General features: G+C 69.0%; 17 protein-coding genes and 2 pseudogenes. 13 read left to right on the top strand and 6 right to left on the bottom strand.

Going from position 1 to position 17247, the window contains the following annotated elements:
• Positions 1 to 27 precede the first annotated feature (27 nt).
• The 8 genes and pseudogenes from flbD to MU852_RS13880 all read left to right on the top strand — a co-directional run bounded on the left by flbD (position 28) and on the right by MU852_RS13880 (position 8222).
• On the top strand, positions 28 to 1458 hold the full coding sequence (gene flbD, locus MU852_RS13845) for a sigma-54-dependent transcriptional regulator FlbD (RefSeq protein WP_249750050.1): 1431 nt from the start codon (positions 28 to 30) through the stop codon (positions 1456 to 1458).
• Positions 1459 to 1612: 154 nt separating this feature from the next.
• Positions 1613 to 2365, top strand: a complete 753-nt coding sequence (gene bla, locus MU852_RS13850) for a class A beta-lactamase (RefSeq protein WP_249750051.1) — start codon at positions 1613 to 1615, stop codon at positions 2363 to 2365.
• Positions 2365 to 4448, top strand: a pseudogene (gene flhA / locus MU852_RS13855) (flagellar biosynthesis protein FlhA). Before bla ends, flhA begins: the two are co-directional and overlap by 1 nt.
• 50 nt (positions 4449 to 4498) lie before the next feature.
• Positions 4499 to 6025 carry a sensor histidine kinase gene (locus MU852_RS13860; protein WP_249750052.1) on the top strand — a complete coding sequence of 509 codons (1527 nt, stop codon included), beginning with the start codon at positions 4499 to 4501 and terminating at the stop codon, positions 6023 to 6025.
• 20 nt (positions 6026 to 6045) lie between these two features.
• The gene (locus MU852_RS13865) at positions 6046 to 6447 is read left to right on the top strand and encodes a response regulator (RefSeq protein ID WP_283843868.1); all 402 of its coding nucleotides are present in this window, start codon (positions 6046 to 6048) and stop codon (positions 6445 to 6447) included.
• The gene (locus MU852_RS13870) at positions 6444 to 7484 is read left to right on the top strand and encodes a sensor histidine kinase (protein WP_249750054.1); all 1041 of its coding nucleotides are present in this window, start codon (positions 6444 to 6446) and stop codon (positions 7482 to 7484) included. The genes MU852_RS13865 and MU852_RS13870 overlap by 4 nt, the downstream gene beginning before the upstream one ends.
• Before the next feature lie 25 nt (positions 7485 to 7509).
• The gene (locus MU852_RS13875; RefSeq protein ID WP_249750055.1) at positions 7510 to 7953 is read left to right on the top strand and encodes an NUDIX domain-containing protein; all 444 of its coding nucleotides are present in this window, start codon (positions 7510 to 7512) and stop codon (positions 7951 to 7953) included.
• Between the two features lie 86 nt (positions 7954 to 8039).
• Complete coding sequence (locus tag MU852_RS13880) at positions 8040 to 8222, top strand: CsbD family protein (protein ID WP_249750056.1); 183 nt, start codon at positions 8040 to 8042, stop codon at positions 8220 to 8222.
• 58 nt (positions 8223 to 8280) lie between these two features.
• On the opposite strand, the gene MU852_RS13885 is transcribed toward MU852_RS13880, so the two are convergent.
• From MU852_RS13885 to MU852_RS13905, 5 genes and pseudogenes are all read right to left on the bottom strand, one after another.
• Positions 8281 to 8784: a hypothetical protein gene (locus tag MU852_RS13885; RefSeq protein WP_249750057.1), complete on the bottom strand. Its 504-nt coding sequence runs from the start codon at positions 8782 to 8784 to the stop codon at positions 8281 to 8283.
• 74 nt (positions 8785 to 8858) lie between these two features.
• Positions 8859 to 10037 (bottom strand): vWA domain-containing protein, encoded by a 1179-nt coding sequence (locus tag MU852_RS13890; protein ID WP_249750058.1) that lies wholly within the window; start codon positions 10035 to 10037, stop codon positions 8859 to 8861.
• A complete protein-coding gene (locus MU852_RS13895) occupies positions 10037 to 10237 on the bottom strand; it encodes a HepT-like ribonuclease domain-containing protein (protein WP_249750059.1) in 201 nt (66 codons plus the stop codon). The genes MU852_RS13890 and MU852_RS13895 overlap by 1 nt, the downstream gene beginning before the upstream one ends.
• A gap of 129 nt (positions 10238 to 10366) precedes the next feature.
• Positions 10367 to 10651 carry a nucleotidyltransferase family protein gene (locus MU852_RS13900; protein ID WP_249750060.1) on the bottom strand — a complete coding sequence of 95 codons (285 nt, stop codon included), beginning with the start codon at positions 10649 to 10651 and terminating at the stop codon, positions 10367 to 10369.
• 127 nt (positions 10652 to 10778) lie between these two features.
• Positions 10779 to 11192: pseudogene (locus tag MU852_RS13905) on the bottom strand (GNAT family N-acetyltransferase); the annotation flags it as partial.
• 285 nt (positions 11193 to 11477) lie between these two features.
• On the opposite strand from MU852_RS13905, the gene MU852_RS13910 reads away from it, so the two are divergent.
• From MU852_RS13910 to dxs, 5 genes are all read left to right on the top strand, one after another.
• A complete protein-coding gene (locus tag MU852_RS13910; protein ID WP_347342309.1) occupies positions 11478 to 12035 on the top strand; it encodes a histidine phosphatase family protein in 558 nt (185 codons plus the stop codon).
• A gap of 49 nt (positions 12036 to 12084) precedes the next feature.
• The gene (locus MU852_RS13915) at positions 12085 to 12333 is read left to right on the top strand and encodes an exodeoxyribonuclease VII small subunit (RefSeq protein ID WP_249750061.1); all 249 of its coding nucleotides are present in this window, start codon (positions 12085 to 12087) and stop codon (positions 12331 to 12333) included.
• Positions 12330 to 12671 (top strand): tRNA-binding protein, encoded by a 342-nt coding sequence (locus tag MU852_RS13920; RefSeq protein WP_249750062.1) that lies wholly within the window; start codon positions 12330 to 12332, stop codon positions 12669 to 12671. The genes MU852_RS13915 and MU852_RS13920 overlap by 4 nt, the downstream gene beginning before the upstream one ends.
• 68 nt (positions 12672 to 12739) lie before the next feature.
• Positions 12740 to 13582 carry a polyprenyl synthetase family protein gene (locus tag MU852_RS13925; RefSeq protein WP_249751971.1) on the top strand — a complete coding sequence of 281 codons (843 nt, stop codon included), beginning with the start codon at positions 12740 to 12742 and terminating at the stop codon, positions 13580 to 13582.
• Positions 13583 to 13641: 59 nt separating this feature from the next.
• Positions 13642 to 15555, top strand: coding sequence for a 1-deoxy-D-xylulose-5-phosphate synthase (dxs, locus tag MU852_RS13930; protein ID WP_249751972.1), 1914 nt, complete (start codon positions 13642 to 13644; stop codon positions 15553 to 15555).
• Here dxs and MU852_RS13935 read toward each other — a convergent pair whose 3' ends face one another.
• On the bottom strand, positions 15556 to 17247 hold the full coding sequence (locus MU852_RS13935) for an alkaline phosphatase D family protein (RefSeq protein ID WP_249750063.1): 1692 nt from the start codon (positions 17245 to 17247) through the stop codon (positions 15556 to 15558).

The raw sequence follows: 17247 nt of genomic DNA on the forward strand, positions 1-17247 counted from the left end.
CGCGCGAGAGATTAGAGGAGAAGAACGATGCGTCTTCTGGTGGTTGGCAGACTGAGCGGGCAACTGGCCTCGGCGGTGAAGATGGCGATGGCGCACGGCGCCAAGGTCAATCACGTCGAGCGATGCGACCAGGCGACCGACCTGTTGCGACGGGGGCAGGGCGCGGACCTGCTGATGGTCGACTACAAGCTGGACATCGCCAGCCTGATCGGAGCGAACGAGGCCGAGCGGATCAGCGTGCCGGTGGTGGCCTTCGGCATTGACGCGGACGCGCGCGAGGCGGCGGCGGCCATCAAGGCCGGGGCCAAGGAGTTCATCCCCCTGCCGCCCGAGGCCGACCTGATCGCCGCGGTGCTGTCGGCGGTGGCCGACGACGAGAAGCCGATGATCTCGGCCGACCCGTCGATGAAGCACGTCATCCAGCTGGCCGACCAGGTGGCGCGTTCGGAGGCCTCGATTCTGGTCACCGGCGAAAGCGGCGTCGGCAAGGAGGTGATGGCCCGTTACCTGCACGAGAATTCGCGCCGCAAGGACAAGCCCTTCATCAGCGTCAACTGCGCCGCCATTCCGGACAACCTGCTGGAATCGGAGCTGTTCGGCCACGAGAAGGGCGCCTTCACCGGCGCCGTGGCCCGCCGCATCGGCAAGTTCGAGGAGGCCGACGGCGGCACCCTGCTGCTGGACGAGATCAGCGAGATGGACGCCCGGCTGCAGGCCAAGCTGCTGCGCGCCATCCAGGAGCGGGTCATCGACCGGGTCGGCGGCACCAAGCCGGTCAAGGTCGACATCCGCATCATCGCGACCTCGAACCGCGACCTGGCGCGCGCCGTGTCGGAAGGGACCTTCCGCGAGGACCTGCTGTATCGCCTGAACGTCGTGAACCTGCGCCTGCCGTCCCTGCGCGAGCGGCCGGGCGACATCGCCGTGCTGGCCGATCACTTCGTCAAGAAATACGCCGCCGCCAACGGCGTGGCCGCCCGACCGCTGTCGCCCGCCGCCCGCCAGGCGGTCACCGCGCACCGCTGGCCCGGCAACGTCCGCGAGCTGGAGAACGCCATGCACCGCGCGGTGCTTCTGGCGACCGGCGCCGAGATCGACGTGGAGGCCATCCGCCTGCCCGACGGCCGTCCGCTGGCGCTGGACGCCGGTGCGCACGGCGGCTCCGTCGGCGTCGCCTCTCCGGCCCTGGACGCCGGCCCCGCCGCCCGCGCCGCCCAGGCCGCCGACGCCGTGACCCGCAGCTTCGTCGGACAGACGGTGGCGGCGATGGAGAAGACGCTGATCCTGGACACCCTGACCCACTGCCTGGGCAACCGCACCCATGCGGCCAACATCCTGGGCATCTCGATCCGCACGCTTCGCAACAAGCTGAACGAATACGCCGACGAGGGCGCCAGCATCCCCGCGCCGCAAAGCGGCGTCTCGGGCGGGACGCCCGGCGCCGGATACGCCGCCTGAGGATGGCGCGGACGCCGGACCGTCGAGGCCTGCTGGCCGGCGCGGGCGCGCTGGCGCTGGCCGGCTGCTATCGCCGCGAGACCCCCAGGCGGACGCGCAGCCGCTGGACCTGCATCTGTCGGACCTGGAAGGCCGTCATGGCGGGCGGCTGGGCGTGGCCGCGCTGGACGTCGCCTCGGGCCGCCAGGCCCTGTGGCGCGCCCAGGAGCGCTTTCCCTTCTGCTCGACCTTCAAGGCCTTCCTGGCGGCGGCGACCCTGCAGCGGGTCCAGCGCGGCGAGGAAGACCTGGAACGCCGCGTGCGCGTCACCCGGGCGGACATGATCCCCCATGCGCCGACCACGGGGCCGGCCGTCGGCCGCGACCTGAGCATCCGGCAGTTGATGCAGGCGGCGGTCGAACTGAGCGACAATCCCGCGGCGAACATCCTGATCCGGGAAATGGGCGGAATCGGCGTATGGCGTCAGTGGTGGCCGAGCTTCGGCGACACCACGACCCTGATCTCGCGACTGGAGCCCGAGCTGAACACCGCCCTCGCCGACGATCCGCGCGACACCTGCCTGCCGGCCCAGACCCTGGCCAACATTCGGCTGATGGCGTTCAGCGACCGGCTGAGCCCGGCGCACGACGCCCTGCTGCACGACTGGCTGGTCGCCTCGCCGACCGGGCCGAACCGGCTGAAGGCCGCCGCGCCCCAAGGCTGGACCGTGGCGCACAAGACCGGCACGGGCATGAACGGCACCGCCAACGACATCGGCATGATGACGCCGGTCAGCGCGCGCGCCCGTGCTGATGGCGGTCTATCTGACCGGCGCGACCCAGGCGACGGACGACCAGCGCGACGCGGTGATCGCCGACGCCGGACGCCGGGCGCTGGAGGTGCTGGGCCGTGGCTGACGTCCCGCTGATGAAGGACGGCATGGCGCGCCCCACGGGACGCGACGTGCTGGGCTGGCTGAACCGCGGCGAGGTGCTGATGGCGGTCGGCGTGATCGGCGTCATCATGCTGCTGATCCTGCCGGTCCCGAAGATGCTGCTGGACCTGCTGCTGGCGATCTCGCTGGTGTCCAGCGTGCTGATCCTGATGACGGCGGTGATGATGAAGCGCCCGCTGGACTTCGCCATCTTCCCGACCGTGCTGCTGGTCTCGACGCTGTTCCGGCTGGGGCTGAACCTGGCCTCGACGCGGCTGATCCTGACCCACGGGCAAGAGGGTCACGCGGCCGCCGGACAGGTCATCAACGCCTTCGGCCAGCTGATGATGGGCGGCAACTTCATCATCGGCGTGATCATCTTCGCCATCATCCTGGTGGTGAACTTCGTGGTCATCACCAAGGGGTCGACGCGGATCGCCGAGGTGTCGGCGCGCTTCACCCTGGATTCCATGCCGGGCAAGCAGATGGCCATCGACGCCGACCTGTCCTCGGGCCTGATCACCGAGGATCAGGCCAAGCTGCGCCGCAAGGAGCTGGAACAGGAATCGACCTTCTTCGGGGCCATGGACGGGCCTCGAAATTCGTGCGCGGCGACGCCGTGGCCGGCCTGATCATCACCTTCATCAACGCCATCGGCGGCATCCTGATCGGCACGCTGCAGCACGGCATGCCGGCGATGGACGCGGCCAACACCTATGTGCAGCTGACCATCGGCGACGGCCTGGTGACGCAGGTTCCGGCCATCATCATCTCGATCGCCGCGGGCTTCCTGGTGTCCAAGGCGGGCGTGGAAGGCACGGCGGACAAGGCCCTGGTGACGCAGCTGGCGACCAATCCGGTGTCGCTGGGCGTGGTGTCGGGCGCGGCGGGCCTGATCGGCCTGATCCCCGGAATGCCGCTGATCCCCTTCGCGGCCCTGGCCATCGGTTCGGGCTTCATGGCCTGGCGCTTGGGCCGCGAGCGTCTGAAGCCGCAGCCGACGGCCGAGGAGCTCGACGCCGCCAAGCCGCAGCCCGAGGTCGAGGAGCCCATCAGCAACATCCTGACCATCGACGAGGTCAAGATCGAGCTGGGCTACTCGCTGCTGGCCCTGATCAACGACCTGGAGGGGCGTCGCCTGACCGACCAGATCAAGGCGCTGCGTCGGTCGCTGGCGCAGGAATACGGCTTCGTCATGCCGCAGGTGCGCATCCTGGACAACATGCGGCTGCCGACCCAGGGTTACGCCATCCGCATCAAGGAGATGGACGCCGGGGCGGGGGAGGTGCGGCTGGGCCACCTGATGGCCATGGACCCGGCCGGGCGACAGGTCGAACTGCCCGGCGAGCACATGAAGGAGCCGGCCTTCGGCCTGCCGGCCACCTGGATCGAGGAGGGCCTGCGCGAGGAGGCGACCTTCCGCGGCTACACCATCGTCGATCCCGCCACGGTGCTGACCACCCACCTGACGGAGATCCTGAAGGAGAACATGGCCGAGCTGCTGTCCTACGGCGAGGTCCAGAAGCTGCTCAAGGAATTGGGCCCCGAGCAGCAGAAGCTGGTCGAGGAACTGATCCCGACGGTGGTGACGGTCACGACCCTGCAGCGGGTGCTGCAGTCGCTGCTGCGCGAGAAGGTGTCGATCCGCGACCTGCCGGCGATCCTGGAAGGGCTGGCGGAAGCGGCGCCGCACACCACCAGCGTGACCACCCTGGTGGAGCATGTGCGCGCCCGCCTGGCGCGGCAGCTGTGCTGGCAGCATCAGGGCGGAGACGGCGCCGTGCCGATCGTGACCCTGTCGCCGGAGTGGGAGAACGCCTTCGCCGAAAGCCTGGTGGGCGGGGGCGAGGACAAGCAGCTGGCCATGGCGCCCTCGCGGCTTCAGGACTTCATCCGCGCGGTGCGCGACACCTTCGAACGCATCGCCATGTCGGGCGAGAACGCGGTCCTTCTGACCGGCCCCCAGACCCGTCCCTACGTCCGGTCGATCATCGAGCGGTTCCGCGGCCAGACCGTGGTGATGAGCCAGAACGAAATCCATCCGAAGGCGCGGCTGCGCACCCTGGGGCAGGTCTGAGACGACAATCGCTTTGACGGGGCGTGCGGCCACGCTAAAGCTCCGTTCCCATGGACCTTTCTGTTCGTTCGACCTGGAGCCGCATCGGCGAGTTCCTGCGCACGCCGTCGCTGGCGCGATCCGTGATGGGGTTGCTGGCCGTCGCCTTCTCCCTGCTGCTGGCCGTCAACGTCGTCACCTTCGTCATGAGCCAGCGCACGGCCCAGACGAACGATCAGATCGAGACGGCCCAGGCCATGCGCCGCGACGCCCGCACCGTGCTGATCGCCACCCTTGACGCCGAGACCGCGCAGCGCGGCTTCCTGCTGACCGGACGAAGCGAGTTCCTGCAGCCCTATCGGCAGGCCCAGGAGGTTCTGGGTCCGGCCACGGCGCGGCTGCATCGGGCGGCGATGGACGACCCGTCCCTTTGGCCCTCTGTGCGTCGCATCGAGGAACTGGCCACCACCAAGCAGGCGGAACTCGCCTCGACGCTGCGAATGGCGCGCGAGGGGCGGATCGGGCCGGCCATCCAGGCCGTGCGTTCGGGGCAGGGCAAGGTGGTCATGGACGACCTGCGGGCCGCCGTCGCCGATTTCGACCAGCTCAAGTCCACCCGCATCGCCGCGCGCAGCGAATCGTCGGAGCGGCTGGCGCGGGCCACCGTGGCGGCCAATGTGACGGCGGCCCTGCTGGTGCTGGTGCTGGCCGGCCTGTCCGCCTGGCTGGTGCGGCGCTATGTGATCGAGATCCAGGGCGCGCGGGACCAGCTGAACCAGATGAACGCGGGGCTGGAGGCGACGGTCGAGGAACGCACCGGCGACCTGATCCGCGCCAACGAGGAAATCCAGCGCTTCGCCTATATCGTCAGCCACGACCTGCGCGCGCCGCTGGTCAACGTCATGGGCTACACCTCCGAGCTGGAGCAGGCGGGCAAGGTCATCGACAACGCCATCACCGAGGCCCAGAAGGTCCGCGAGGTCCAGCCCGACGTGGTCATGGCCGTGCGCGAGGACATGCCCGAGGCCATCGGCTTCATCCGCGCCTCGACCGAGAAGATGGACCGGCTGATCAACGCCATCCTCAAGCTGTCGCGCGAAGGGCGGCGTAACCTGTCGCCCGAGACGCTGGACATGACCGCCATGGCCCAGAACATCGCAGACAGCGTCCACCATCAGACCGACGCCTCGGGCGCCAGGATCGTGGTGGAAACGCTGCCCGTGCTGGAAAGCGACCGGCTGTCGATGGAGCAGATCTTCGGCAACCTGATCGACAACGCGGTCAAGTATCTGGATCACGACCGACCCGGAGAGATCGTCGTGTCCGGCCAGGAGGTCCCCGGCGGCTGGACCGTCTATCGGATCGCGGACAACGGGCGGGGCATCGCGCCGCGCGACCACGAACGCATCTTCGAGCTGTTCCGCCGATCGGGGCGCCAGGATCGGACGGGCGAGGGACTGGGCCTGGCCTTCGTGCGCAACAGCGTCCGTCGCCTGGGGGGAACCATCGATGTGGAGTCCGAGCTCGGCAAGGGCTCGACTTTCATCCTGAAATTCCCCAAACGACTGATCGTCTCGGAACCAGGAGCCGCGCTGTGACCCACCCCGTAAAAATCGTCATGGTCGAAGACGACCACGGTCACGCCAAGCTGATCGAGAAGAACATTCGCCGCGCGAACATCAATAACGAAATCAAGCATTTCGATGATGGCGGCTCGGCCCTGGACTATCTTTTCAGCGCCGAGGTGCTGGCCAACGGCCCGCTGCTGATCCTGCTGGACCTGAACCTGCCGGATATGTCGGGAACTGACATTCTGGAGAAGGTGAAATCCGACGACCGTCTGCGTCGCGCGCCGGTCGTGGTGCTGACGACCACGGACGACAAGGTCGAGATCCAACGCTGCTACGACCTGGGCTGCAACGTCTATATCACCAAGCCGGTGGACTATGAATCCTTCGCCGGCGCCATCCGCCAGCTGGGCCTGTTCCTGTCGGTCATGCAGGCTCCGGAGATCGAGTGAGCGAAATTCCGGGCACCATTCGCCTGCTTTACATCGACGATGATCGCGGCTTGTCGCGGCTGGTCGAGAAGGAGCTGGGGCGGCACGGCTACGCCGTCACCTGTGCGTCCGACGGCGACGCGGGACTGGAGCTGCTGCGGGCCGGCGCCTATGACGTCTGCGCGCTGGATCACTACATGCCTGCGCGCGACGGCCTGGACATCCTGCCGGACATCATGGCCCTGCCCGAGCCGCCGCCCGTCGTCTATGTGACGGGCGCGCAGGAGGGCCGCATCGCGGTCGCGGCTCTGCGCGCCGGCGCCGCCGACTATGTCATCAAGGACGTGTCGGAGGACTTCACCTCCCTGCTGCGCGCGGCGCTGGAGGACGCGCTGCTGCGCCGTCGCCTGCAACGCGAGAACGAGGCCGCGCAGGAGGAAATCCGCCTGGCCCGCGACCGGGCGGAGGCCATGCTGCGCGAGGTCAACCATCGGGTCGGCAACTCGCTTCAGCTGGTGTCCAGCTTCATGTCGCTGCAGATGCGGCATGTGTCGGACCAGGGGGCCAAGGACGCGCTGCGCGAGTCCCAGGCCCGGATCGAGGCCGTGGCCCACGTGCACCGTCGCCTCTACACCTCTGGCGACATGAGCCGGGTGGCGATGGACGAATATCTGACGGGGCTGGTGGACGAACTGTCCAAGTCGGTGGGGCCCGACGCCGGGTCGCCGCGCCTGGTCCTGGACGCCGAACCGATGAGCGTGACGACGGACCAGGCCGTGTCGCTGGGCGTGGTCGTGACCGAACTGGTCACCAATGCGGTCAAATACGCCTATGCGCCCGGACAGGGCGGCGAAATCCGCGTGCACCTGAAGTCCGACAGCGACGGCCGCGCCATACTGACGGTCGAGGACGACGGGCCCGGCCTTGGCGACGGCTCGCCCAAGGGCACCGGCCTGGGCGGCAAGATCATCTCCGCCATGGCGTCGGGCCTGCGCTCGGCGGTGGAGTTCGACCCGGGCCACAAGGGCGTGCGCGCGCGCCTGGTCTTCGACCTCTAGCCGCGTTGCGCGTTCTGTCCTGATCATGCTGCAATTCGGCCGTCCCGATCCCGTCCTGGACCACCGCCGGCGCCCCACGGCCTTCGGCCTGGTGCTGCGCGACGGGCTGTTGGCCTGCGTGAGGGTGGAGCGGGGCGCGCAGAGCTATTTCGACCTGCCGGGCGGCGCCCTGGACGGAGACGAGACCGAGGCCCAGGCCCTGGCGCGCGAGTTCGTCGAGGAGACCGGACTGACCGTGCGCCCCGGCGAGCGGATCGCCGAGGCGGGCCAGTATTTCGTCAAGACCACCGGCGAGGCGGTGAACAATGTCGGCGGCTACTGGACCGCCGACATCGTGTCGGAAGATCCCCAAGCCAAGCAGGAGGCGGATCACACCCTGACCTGGCTGGATCCGACGGTGGCCCTGTCGCGCCTGCGCCACGACGCCCACGCCTGGGCGGTGGCGGCCTGGATGCGCCACGTCAGCTGAGCCGTACGGAACTCCGCGCCCGGGTGATCCGTTCTTTCGGCGCCTCTCTGCGTCATCAGGACGCCGAACAGGACAGGAGAATTCTTATGCCCGATCAAGACCGTATCGAAGGCGCCGGCAAGAACATCGGCGGCAAGATCAAGGAAGCCGCCGGCAAGGTGACCGGCGACGAAAAGCTGAAGGCCGAGGGCCGCGCCGATCAGGTGGAAGGCAAGGTTCAGAACGCCGTCGGCGGCGTGAAGGACAGCCTGCGCGACAACCGCAACTGATCCTCGCGAAACGATTCGAACGCCGCCCGCCTTGTCGCGGGCGGCGTTTTTGCGTGCCTCAGTCCTCGCCGCCCCAAAGCCGCAGCTTCAGGCCCTTCGACTCCAGGCTGTTCGCCGGTCGGCACTCCGAGGTGAAGCCGCCGCGCTCGGGGCGGGGACGACAATCCATCTCCTGGGGCGCGGTGGAGGCGACCGCGTTCCGGCTCCGGTCGCCGCATTGCAGGGCGTAGTCCGAACCGCCGGCGGCGGCCTCGACCATCTGGCAATCGCCGGCCATGCCGCGCGGTCTCAGGGCGTCGGGCAGATCGTCGCCCAGAGCCGCGGCCAGGGCGCTTCTGACCTGGCTCTGGCAGACGTCCAGCGGGGTGTCGCCCCGCACCATCGGATTGCAGCGGGCGCGCTCATAGCCGAACGGATCGGTCAGCGCCCATTGCGGAACGGGCGCGCCCTCAGGCCGGGGCGCCGCGACCTCCGCAACCGCGGGCGCGGGAGCGTCCCACGCGATCTCGGGGACCGGCGCGGGGGACTGAAGCATCAGATGGGCGAGGGCGGTGAACAGCATCAGGGACCTCGGCGGCTGGAGCGGCGACCCTAACATGCCCTGTCGGCGCGTCACCCGTCTATCGCGTCACGGACCTAACGCGTCAGCGCCCGCATGGCGCGGTCCAGCCCGTCCAGCGTCAGGGGATACATCCGCTGGTCCATCACCTCGCGCAACAGGCCGACCGAGGCGGTGTAGTCCCAGTATCGCTCCTGGACCGGGTTGAGCCAGACGGACCGGTCCCATTGCTGGCGGGCCCGCTTCATCCAGACGGCGCCGGCCTCCTCGTTCCAGTGCTCCACCGAACCGCCCGGCATGGTGATTTCATAGGGGCTCATGGTCGCATCGCCGACGAAGATGGCCCGCCAGTCGCCGGGATATTTGTGAAGCAGGTCCCAGGTGGGGGTGCGCTCGGCGTGACGCCGGCGATTATCCTTCCAGACGCCTTCGTAGAGGCAGTTGTGGAAATAGAAGAACTCCAGGTTCTTGAACTCGGCGCGGGCGGCGGAAAACAACTCCTCGACGAGCTTGATATGACCGTCCATCGAGCCGCCGACGTCCAGGAACAGCAGGACCTTGATGGTGTTGCGCCGCTCGGGACGCATCCGCACGTCCAGCCAGCCCTGGCGGGCGGTGCCGTCGATCGTGCCGTCGATGTCCAGTTCTTCGGCCGCGCCCTCGCGCGCGAAGCGGCGCAGACGGCGCAGGGCGACCTTGATGTTGCGGGTGCCCAACTCGACCGTGTCGTCCAGGTTCCGGAACTCGCGCTTCTCCCAGACCTTGACGGCGCGCCCGTGCCGGCTGGGGCCGCCAATCCGCACGCCCTCGGGATTGTAGCCGCCGTGGCCGAAGGGGCTGGTCCCGCCCGTGCCGATCCATTTGTTTCCGCCTGAGTGCCGCTCCTTCTGCTCCTCCAGCCGCTGCTTCAGCATCTCCATCAGCGCGTCGAAGCCGCCCAGGGCCTCGATCTGGGCCTTCTCCTCGTCGGAGAGGTATTTCTCGTTCAGCAGCCGCAGCCAGTCCTCGGGGATGTCGGTGGTCAGGTCCTCGCCCGCGCCGACCGATTCCACGCCCTTGAACACCGCGCCGAACACCTGGTCGAAGCGGTCGTAGTGCTTTTCGTCCTTGACCAGGACGGCGCGCGACAGATGGTAGAAGGCCTCGACCCGACGGCCGGCCACGTCGCGATCCAGGGCCTCCATCAGATGGAGCCATTCCTTCATCGACACCGGAACCTTGGCGTCGCGCAGGGCGGTGAAAAAGGGCAGGAGCATCAGCGCTCGTCCAGGCTACGCAGGGCGGCGTCCAATTCCGGCAGGCTCTCGCTCGCGATCAGCCACAAGACGTCGGGCTTGAGCGTCTCATAGCCATGCGCCACGCGATTGCGCAGGCTGATGATGTCCGGCCACGGGATGGTCGGAAGCCGGTTCTTGACCTCGTCGCTGAGAAATCGGGCGCATTCGCCGATCCGCAACGATTCATGCAGACGGCGTCATAGACCAGCCCCTGCCGCAGAAACCCGTTTCGGCCGTCCAGCGCGACGTAGGTTCGCACACGGTCGGTGGCGTCCAGCATCTCGACAACCAGGTCAGCATCGGCCTCGTCAGACAAGAATCAGGTCTTTCTCGACCTTGGCCCTTACGTGGGGGCGCATGATTTCCCACGAGCAGAATTCCACTGGCTTCTCCAATCGTTCGGAGAGCAGGCGCTCGATCGTCAGGAATCGGATGCCCATTGGCCGGGATAGATCCACCAGGAGATCCACGTCGCTGTCCGGTCCCGCCTCGTCGCGGGCGTAGCTGCCGAACAGGCGCACGTTGACGATGCCCTGCTCTTCGAGCCAGGGCTTCAAGGCGCGCAGCTTTTCCAGAAGGTCGGCGCGGGTCATGGCGCCAATATAGGCTATCCGCGTCGCAAGATGAACTCGTCGTCCAGCCAGGCGCCGACCGGATACTGGTACTCGCCGACCTTCTGAAGCCGTGGGCGGCGTAGAGCTTCTGCGCCTTCAGATTGCCGCTCCAGACGCCGATCCACAGCGGCCCGGCGCCTTGGGCCTGCATCCAGTCCAGAGAGAGCGACAGCAGCCGCGTCCCCAGGCCCAGGCCCTGGGCGGCGCTGGCCACGTAAAGGCGGCGAAGCTCCATGTCGGCGGCGCCGGCGTCCGGGTGGGGCAGGGTGTTGGGACCCGCGTTGGCGAAGGCCAGCAGCGCGCCGTCCCGTTCCGCCACCCACCAGGCGGCGCCGGGTTCGGCCATCTTTCGCGTGATCGTCGCGGGGTCGAAGCTGGCGTCCAGGAAGGTCGCCAGGTCCCTGGCCGGATAGGGGATGGCGAAGCCGCGCACGAAGGTGTCGATGAAGGTCTGGCGGCCCAAGTCGGCCAGCGCCTGAGCGTCGTTCGGCAGGGCGGGGCGGATCACGGCGTCGGTCATGGTCGGCGGCTCTAGCGCGGTCCCGCGTCGGCGTCACCTCACGGACACGCACGGGCGAGGTTGTATCCGTGCGCGAGGGCGGTTACGACCTTGAGGGGCGCGCTTGCCGGCGATCGCCCGCCTGTAGCGCTTGGGGAGGACTGAGGACGCCAAAGCCTTGAAACCAAAGGCCCGTCCGTTCGCCATGTCATCGCCCGCCCTATCCCTCGATCGTCCGAAGACGCTGCGCCGGAGGCGGCCCCGAAGGCCGCCGGCCTGCCGATCGCGCTGCGTCCCGGCGGCATCGTGCTGATCCGTCACGGGGAGCCGGCGCTGTCGAGAAAATGCCTGATCACCGCGCGCCAGTACGGCGACTGGTGGGCGCAATACGAGGTCGGCGGCCTGCGCGCCGGCCAGACCCCGCCGGCCGCACTGGTGGCCGCCGCCGAAGGGGCGGGCGCCATCTATGTCTCCACCCGCCAGAGGGCGCAGGAAACCGCCGCCGCGGTCGCCGCGGGCCGCGAGACCATGACCGACGCCCTGTTCATCGAAGCGCCGCTGCCGCCGCCGCCGATCCCGGACTGGATCAGGCTGTCGCCCAAATGGTGGGGCGTGGTGTCGCGGTTCTGGTGGCACGCCTTCAATCATCATGGCGGGCAGGAGACGCGCCGACAGGCCGAGGCCCGCGCCGAACAGGCCGCCCAGGTCCTGATCGCCAGGGCGGCGGGCGGCAAGGACGTGCTGGTCTTCGCCCATGGCTACTTCAACCACATGGTCGGACGGCGGCTGAACGCCGACGGCTGGCGGCTGGTCCAAAACCAGGGCTTCAAATACTGGTCCCAGCGCCGATACGAGCGGCGCTGAACCTTCGTCGCTGTTGAAGCGGGACGCGCCCCCTCTAGGGTCCGCCCCCATGACCGACGTTGCCCCCCCGTCCGCCGATCTCAGCTTCGAAGAGGCGCTGCAGCGCCTGGAAACCATCGTGTCCCGGCTGGAATCCGGCCAGGCCCCGCTGGAGGAATCCATCGCGCTTTATGAAGAGGGCGCGCGGCTGAAAGCCCATTGCGAGGAGCGGTTGAAGGCGGCCCAGCTGCGCGTCGAAAAGATCGTCGTCGGCCCGGACGGCCAGGCCAGGGGCGTGGAGGCGGCGTCTTTCGAATGACCGGGCAAATCGCCTTCGACGACTTCCTGAAGGTCGACATCCGCATCGGCCAGGTGATCAAGGCCGAGCCGTTTCCCGAGGCGAGGAAGCCGGCCTTCAAGCTGCTGATCGACTTCGGCCCGGAGATCGGGGTGAAGAAGTCGTCGGCCCAGATCACCAAACACTACACCATCGACCAGCTGGAGGGCCGAAAGGTCGCCGCCGTGGTCAACTTCCCGCCGCGCCAGATCGGGCCGGTCATGTCCGAGGTGCTGACCCTGGGCTTTCCCGACGCGGACGGCGAGGTCGTCCTGGTCGGGGTGGACCGCGATCTTCCGCTGGGCGGGCGGCTGTTTTGACGCATCTGGTCGCCGCCAACTCGCCCGAGCAGGCCGTGATCGACCGGGTGGCCGAGGTCGCGGACCTGATGACGGTGGCGCTGGACGAACTGCTGCCGCGCGCGGACGGACCGGAATCGCGCCTGACCGAGGCGATGCGATATGCGGCCCTGGGGCCGGGCAAGCGGCTGCGGCCCTTCTTCGCCCTGGAGGCCGCGCGGCTGTTCGACATCGAGGAACGGCCCGTGCTGCGCGCCGCCTGCGCCCTGGAGTGCGTGCACGCCTACAGCCTGGTCCACGACGACCTGCCGTGCATGGACGACGACGACGTTCGCCGTGGCCGCCCCACCGTCCACCGCGCCTATGACGAGGCGACGGCCGTGCTGGCCGGCGACGCGCTACAGACGGCGGCCTTCGACATCCTGCTGCACGAGGACACCCACGACGATCCGGCGATCCGCTGCCTGCTGGCTGCGCGCCTGTCGGAGGCGTCGGGCGCGCGCGGCATGGCCGGGGGACAGATGATCGACCTGCTGGGCGTGCGCGACGACCTGGGCGGGGTGGCGCGGATGCAGCGGCTGAAGACCGGCGCCCTGTTCGCCTATGCTTTCGAGATCCCGCTCATCATCGCCGACGCCGAGCCGGCGCATCGCCTGGCCCTGATGAACTTCTCCAACGACATCGGCCTGGCCTATCAGATCGTCGACGACCTGCTGGACGCCGAGGGCTCGGCCGAAGAGATGGGCAAGGCGGCCGGCGGCAAGGACGCGGCCCTGGGCAAGACCAACTTCGTCACCCTGCTGGGCCTGGATGAGGCGCGACACAGGGTCACGCACCTGGCCGACCAGGCGCGCGGCCACCTGGACATGTTCGGCGACGACGCCGAAATCCTCAGAGCCAGCGTGGACTTTGTGCTAAAGCGCCGGTCCTGATAGGCAACGTCGCTCGACCTCACGGGTTGACCGATCAAGACTTCGCAAGGTTTCCGCGTCTGATGCCCGACACTCCGCTTCTCGACACCGTCAAGTTTCCCGCCGACATGCGGGGCTTCGGCGTGGCCCAGCTGCAGCAGCTGGCCGACGAGGTGCGCGCCGAGACCATCGACGCGGTGTCCGTCACGGGCGGGCACCTGGGCGCGGGCCTGGGCGTGGTCGAGCTGACGGTCGCGCTGCATCATGTGTTCGAGACGCCCAAGGACATCCTGATCTGGGACGTCGGGCACCAATGCTATCCGCACAAGATCCTGACCGGGCGGCGCGACCGCATCCGCACCCTGCGCCAGGGCGGGGGCCTGTCCGGTTTCACCAAGCGCAGCGAGAGCGAATACGACCCGTTCGGCGCCGCCCACGCCTCGACCTCGATCAGCGCCGCGCTGGGTTTCGCCGCCGCGCGCGACCAGAAGGGCGAGACGAACCGGGTGGTCGCGGTCATCGGCGACGGCTCCATGTCGGCGGGCATGGCCTATGAGGCGATGAACAACGCCGCCGAGGCGACCAGCGGCCAGCTGATGGTCATTCTGAACGACAACGACATGTCGATCGCCCCGCCGGTCGGCGGCATGAGCGCCTATCTGGCCAAGCAGGTCTCGGGCGGCGCCTATCGCAATATCCGCAAGGTCGGGAAGAAGTTCGTCGACCATATGCCGCGCCCCTTCCGCGACGCGGCGCGCAAGGCCGAGGAATATGCGCGCGGCATGATCGTGGGCGGCACCTTCTTCGAGGAACTGGGCTTCTATTACGTCGGGCCGGTCGACGGCCACGACATGGAGAACCTGGTCCCCATCCTGAAGAATGCGGCGGCCATCACCGACCGGCCGGTTCTGGTCCATGTCGTGACGCAGAAGGGCAAGGGCTATGCGCCGGCCGAGTCCAGCGCCGACAAGCTGCACGCCGTGGTGAAGTTCGACGTGGTGTCGGGCAAGCAGGCCAAGGCCATTTCGAACGCCCCCAGCTACACCAAGGTCTTCGGGACCGAACTGATCAAGCGGGCCGAGCGCGACCCGTCCATCGTGGCCATCACCGCCGCCATGCCGTCGGGCACGGGGCTGGACCTGTTCGGCCAGGCCTTCCCGGACCGGACCTATGACGTCGGCATCGCCGAGCAGCACGCCGTGACCTTCGCCGCCGGCCTGGCGGCGGACGGGATGAAGCCGGTCTGCGCCATCTATTCGACCTTCCTGCAGCGCGGCTACGACCAGGTGGTGCACGACGTGGCGATCCAGTCGCTGCCGGTTCGCTTCGCCATGGACCGGGCCGGCCTGGTCGGGGCGGACGGCGCGACCCACGCCGGTTCGTTCGACGTCGGCTTCATGGGGGCGCTGCCGGGCATGGTGCTGATGGCGGCGTCGGACGAGGCCGAACTGGCCGCCATGATCGCCACCAGCCTGGAGATCGACGACCGGCCCAGCGCCTTCCGCTATCCGCGCGGCGACGGCGTGGGCGTGGACATTCCGGACCTGGCCGCGCCGCTGGAGATCGGCCGCGGCCGCATCGTGCGCGAGGGAACCTCGGTCGCCATCCTGAGCCTGGGCACGCGATTGCAGGAATCGCTGAAGGCGGCGGACCTGCTGGCGGCCCGGGGCGTGTCGGCGACGGTGGCGGACGCGCGGTTCGCCAAGCCGCTGGACGCCGACCTGATCCTGCGCCTGGCGCGCGAGCACGAGGCCCTGATCACGGTCGAGGAGGGCGCCATGGGCGGCTTCGGCGCCTTCGTGCTGCAACTGCTGGCCGAAAAGGGTGCGCTGGACGGCGGGCTGAAGGTCCGCACCCTGCACCTGCCCGACATCTTCCAGGACCAGGACAAGCCCGAGGCCATGTATGCGGCCGCGGGCCTGAACGCCGACCAGATCGCCGCCGCCGCCTTCAGCGCCCTGGGCGTCGGCGCGACGCGCGCCGCGCGCGCCTGATCAGCCGTCGATCAGCGGACCCAGGCCCGTCGCCGTGCGGGCGACGCGGTAGCGCTTCACCGTCCGGGTTTCGTAGGGCTTGGCCATGATGGTCGAGACGGCGCGCAGGTCCGCCGTGGCCTGATCCCGGTCCAGCGTCAGCAGGATGAAGCCCTTGGACGACTGGTCGCAGAACTTCACCTCCTGCGGGTTGGCCGCCATCAGGGCCAGGCCCAGCGGCAACCCGCCGACGGCGTCGGCCGGCGAGGGGCTGGAGATGGACGAGGTGCCGAACTCGACCGCCGCGCGGCGGCCTGCGTCGTCGTGCAGCTCGTTGACCCAGAAGGCGTGGCTGTCGCCGGCCAGGACGATCGGCTCCACCCCGGCGGCCTGGAAGGCGGCGTACAGGCGTTCGCGCGCGGCGGGATAGCCGTCCCAGCTGTCCAGGTTGAAGGGCAGGCCCAGCTTGAACAGCTGGATCGAGGCCTCGACCTGGGGGCGGATGTCGGCGGGCAGGCCGGCCAGCAGGCCCGCGACCTGTTCGGGCGGCATCATCTCGTCGATCTGCGGGCCCTTGACGCGGGCGGTGACGACCTGGTTGCCCAGCACCTGCCAGGGACGGCCGGCGGCCCGCGAACGCGCCAGGGTGTCGGTCAGCCAGCGCCGCTGGTCGTCGCCCAGCAGGTCGCGCGAGGGATCCTGGCGACGGGCCTCGAAGGCGGCGACATCGGGCGTTCCCTCGGCCGTCATCGTCAGATCGGCGTAGGACAGCTGTTCGGCGCGGGCGGTCAGGCGCGTCTCGACCATCGCCAGGGTGGCCAGGTCGCCGAAGTCGAAGGCGCGGTTGATCGCCTGCTTCATCGCGCCGGCCTTGGGCTCGCGGATCGGCATCCATTCGTAATAGGCGCGAAGCGCGGCCGCCTTGCGCGCGGCGAAATCGCCCTCGGTCGCGGGTTGGTGGTTCTCGGCCCCCGCGCTCCATGTGTCGTTGGCCACCTCGTGATCGTCCCACACGCAGATGAAGGCGGCGCGGGCGTGGGCGGCCTGCAGGTCGGGGTCGGTCTTGTACTGGGCGTGGCGGGTCCGGTAGTCGGACAGGCTGACGATCTCGTGCGGGGGCTGGGGCGTGCGGCCCAACTGCTGGCCCGCGACCATCCCGTAGTCGTCGGCCTCGGCGCCGTATTCGTAGATGTAGTCGCCCAGATGCACGACGGCGTCCAGCCGCTCCAGCCCGGCGATGGCGTCATAGGCGTTGAACAGGCCGCCGGGATAGAGCTGGCACGACACCACCGCCATGACCACGTCGGGCGTCGCGCCCTCGGGCAGGGTGCGGACGCGGCCCACCGGCGAGATCGCCTCGCCGGCGACGAAGCGGTAGAAATACTCGCTTCCCGGCTCCAGCCCCTGGCCGTCCAGGTCGTGCTTGACGGTGAAGTCGCGTTCCGCGCGGGCGCGCAGGCCCGTGGAGCGGCGCACGATGTCGCCGAAGTCGGCGTCGCGCGCCACCTCCAGGGCGAGGACGACGTCGCCCGCCGCCGGATCGGCGGGGGTGACGCGCGTCCAGAAGATCGCCGAACGGGTGTCGGGATCGCCGCTGGCCACGCCGTGCAGGAAGGCGACCGGCCCGGCCTGGGTGGCGGCCGGCGTGGTGGCGCAGGCGGTGGTCGCGCCCGCGCCCAGCAGGCCCAGGAGACTGCGGCGATCCAGTTTCAT

Source organism: Brevundimonas albigilva, from assembly GCF_023503965.1.
Taxonomy (GTDB): Bacteria; Pseudomonadota; Alphaproteobacteria; order Caulobacterales; family Caulobacteraceae; genus Brevundimonas; species Brevundimonas albigilva.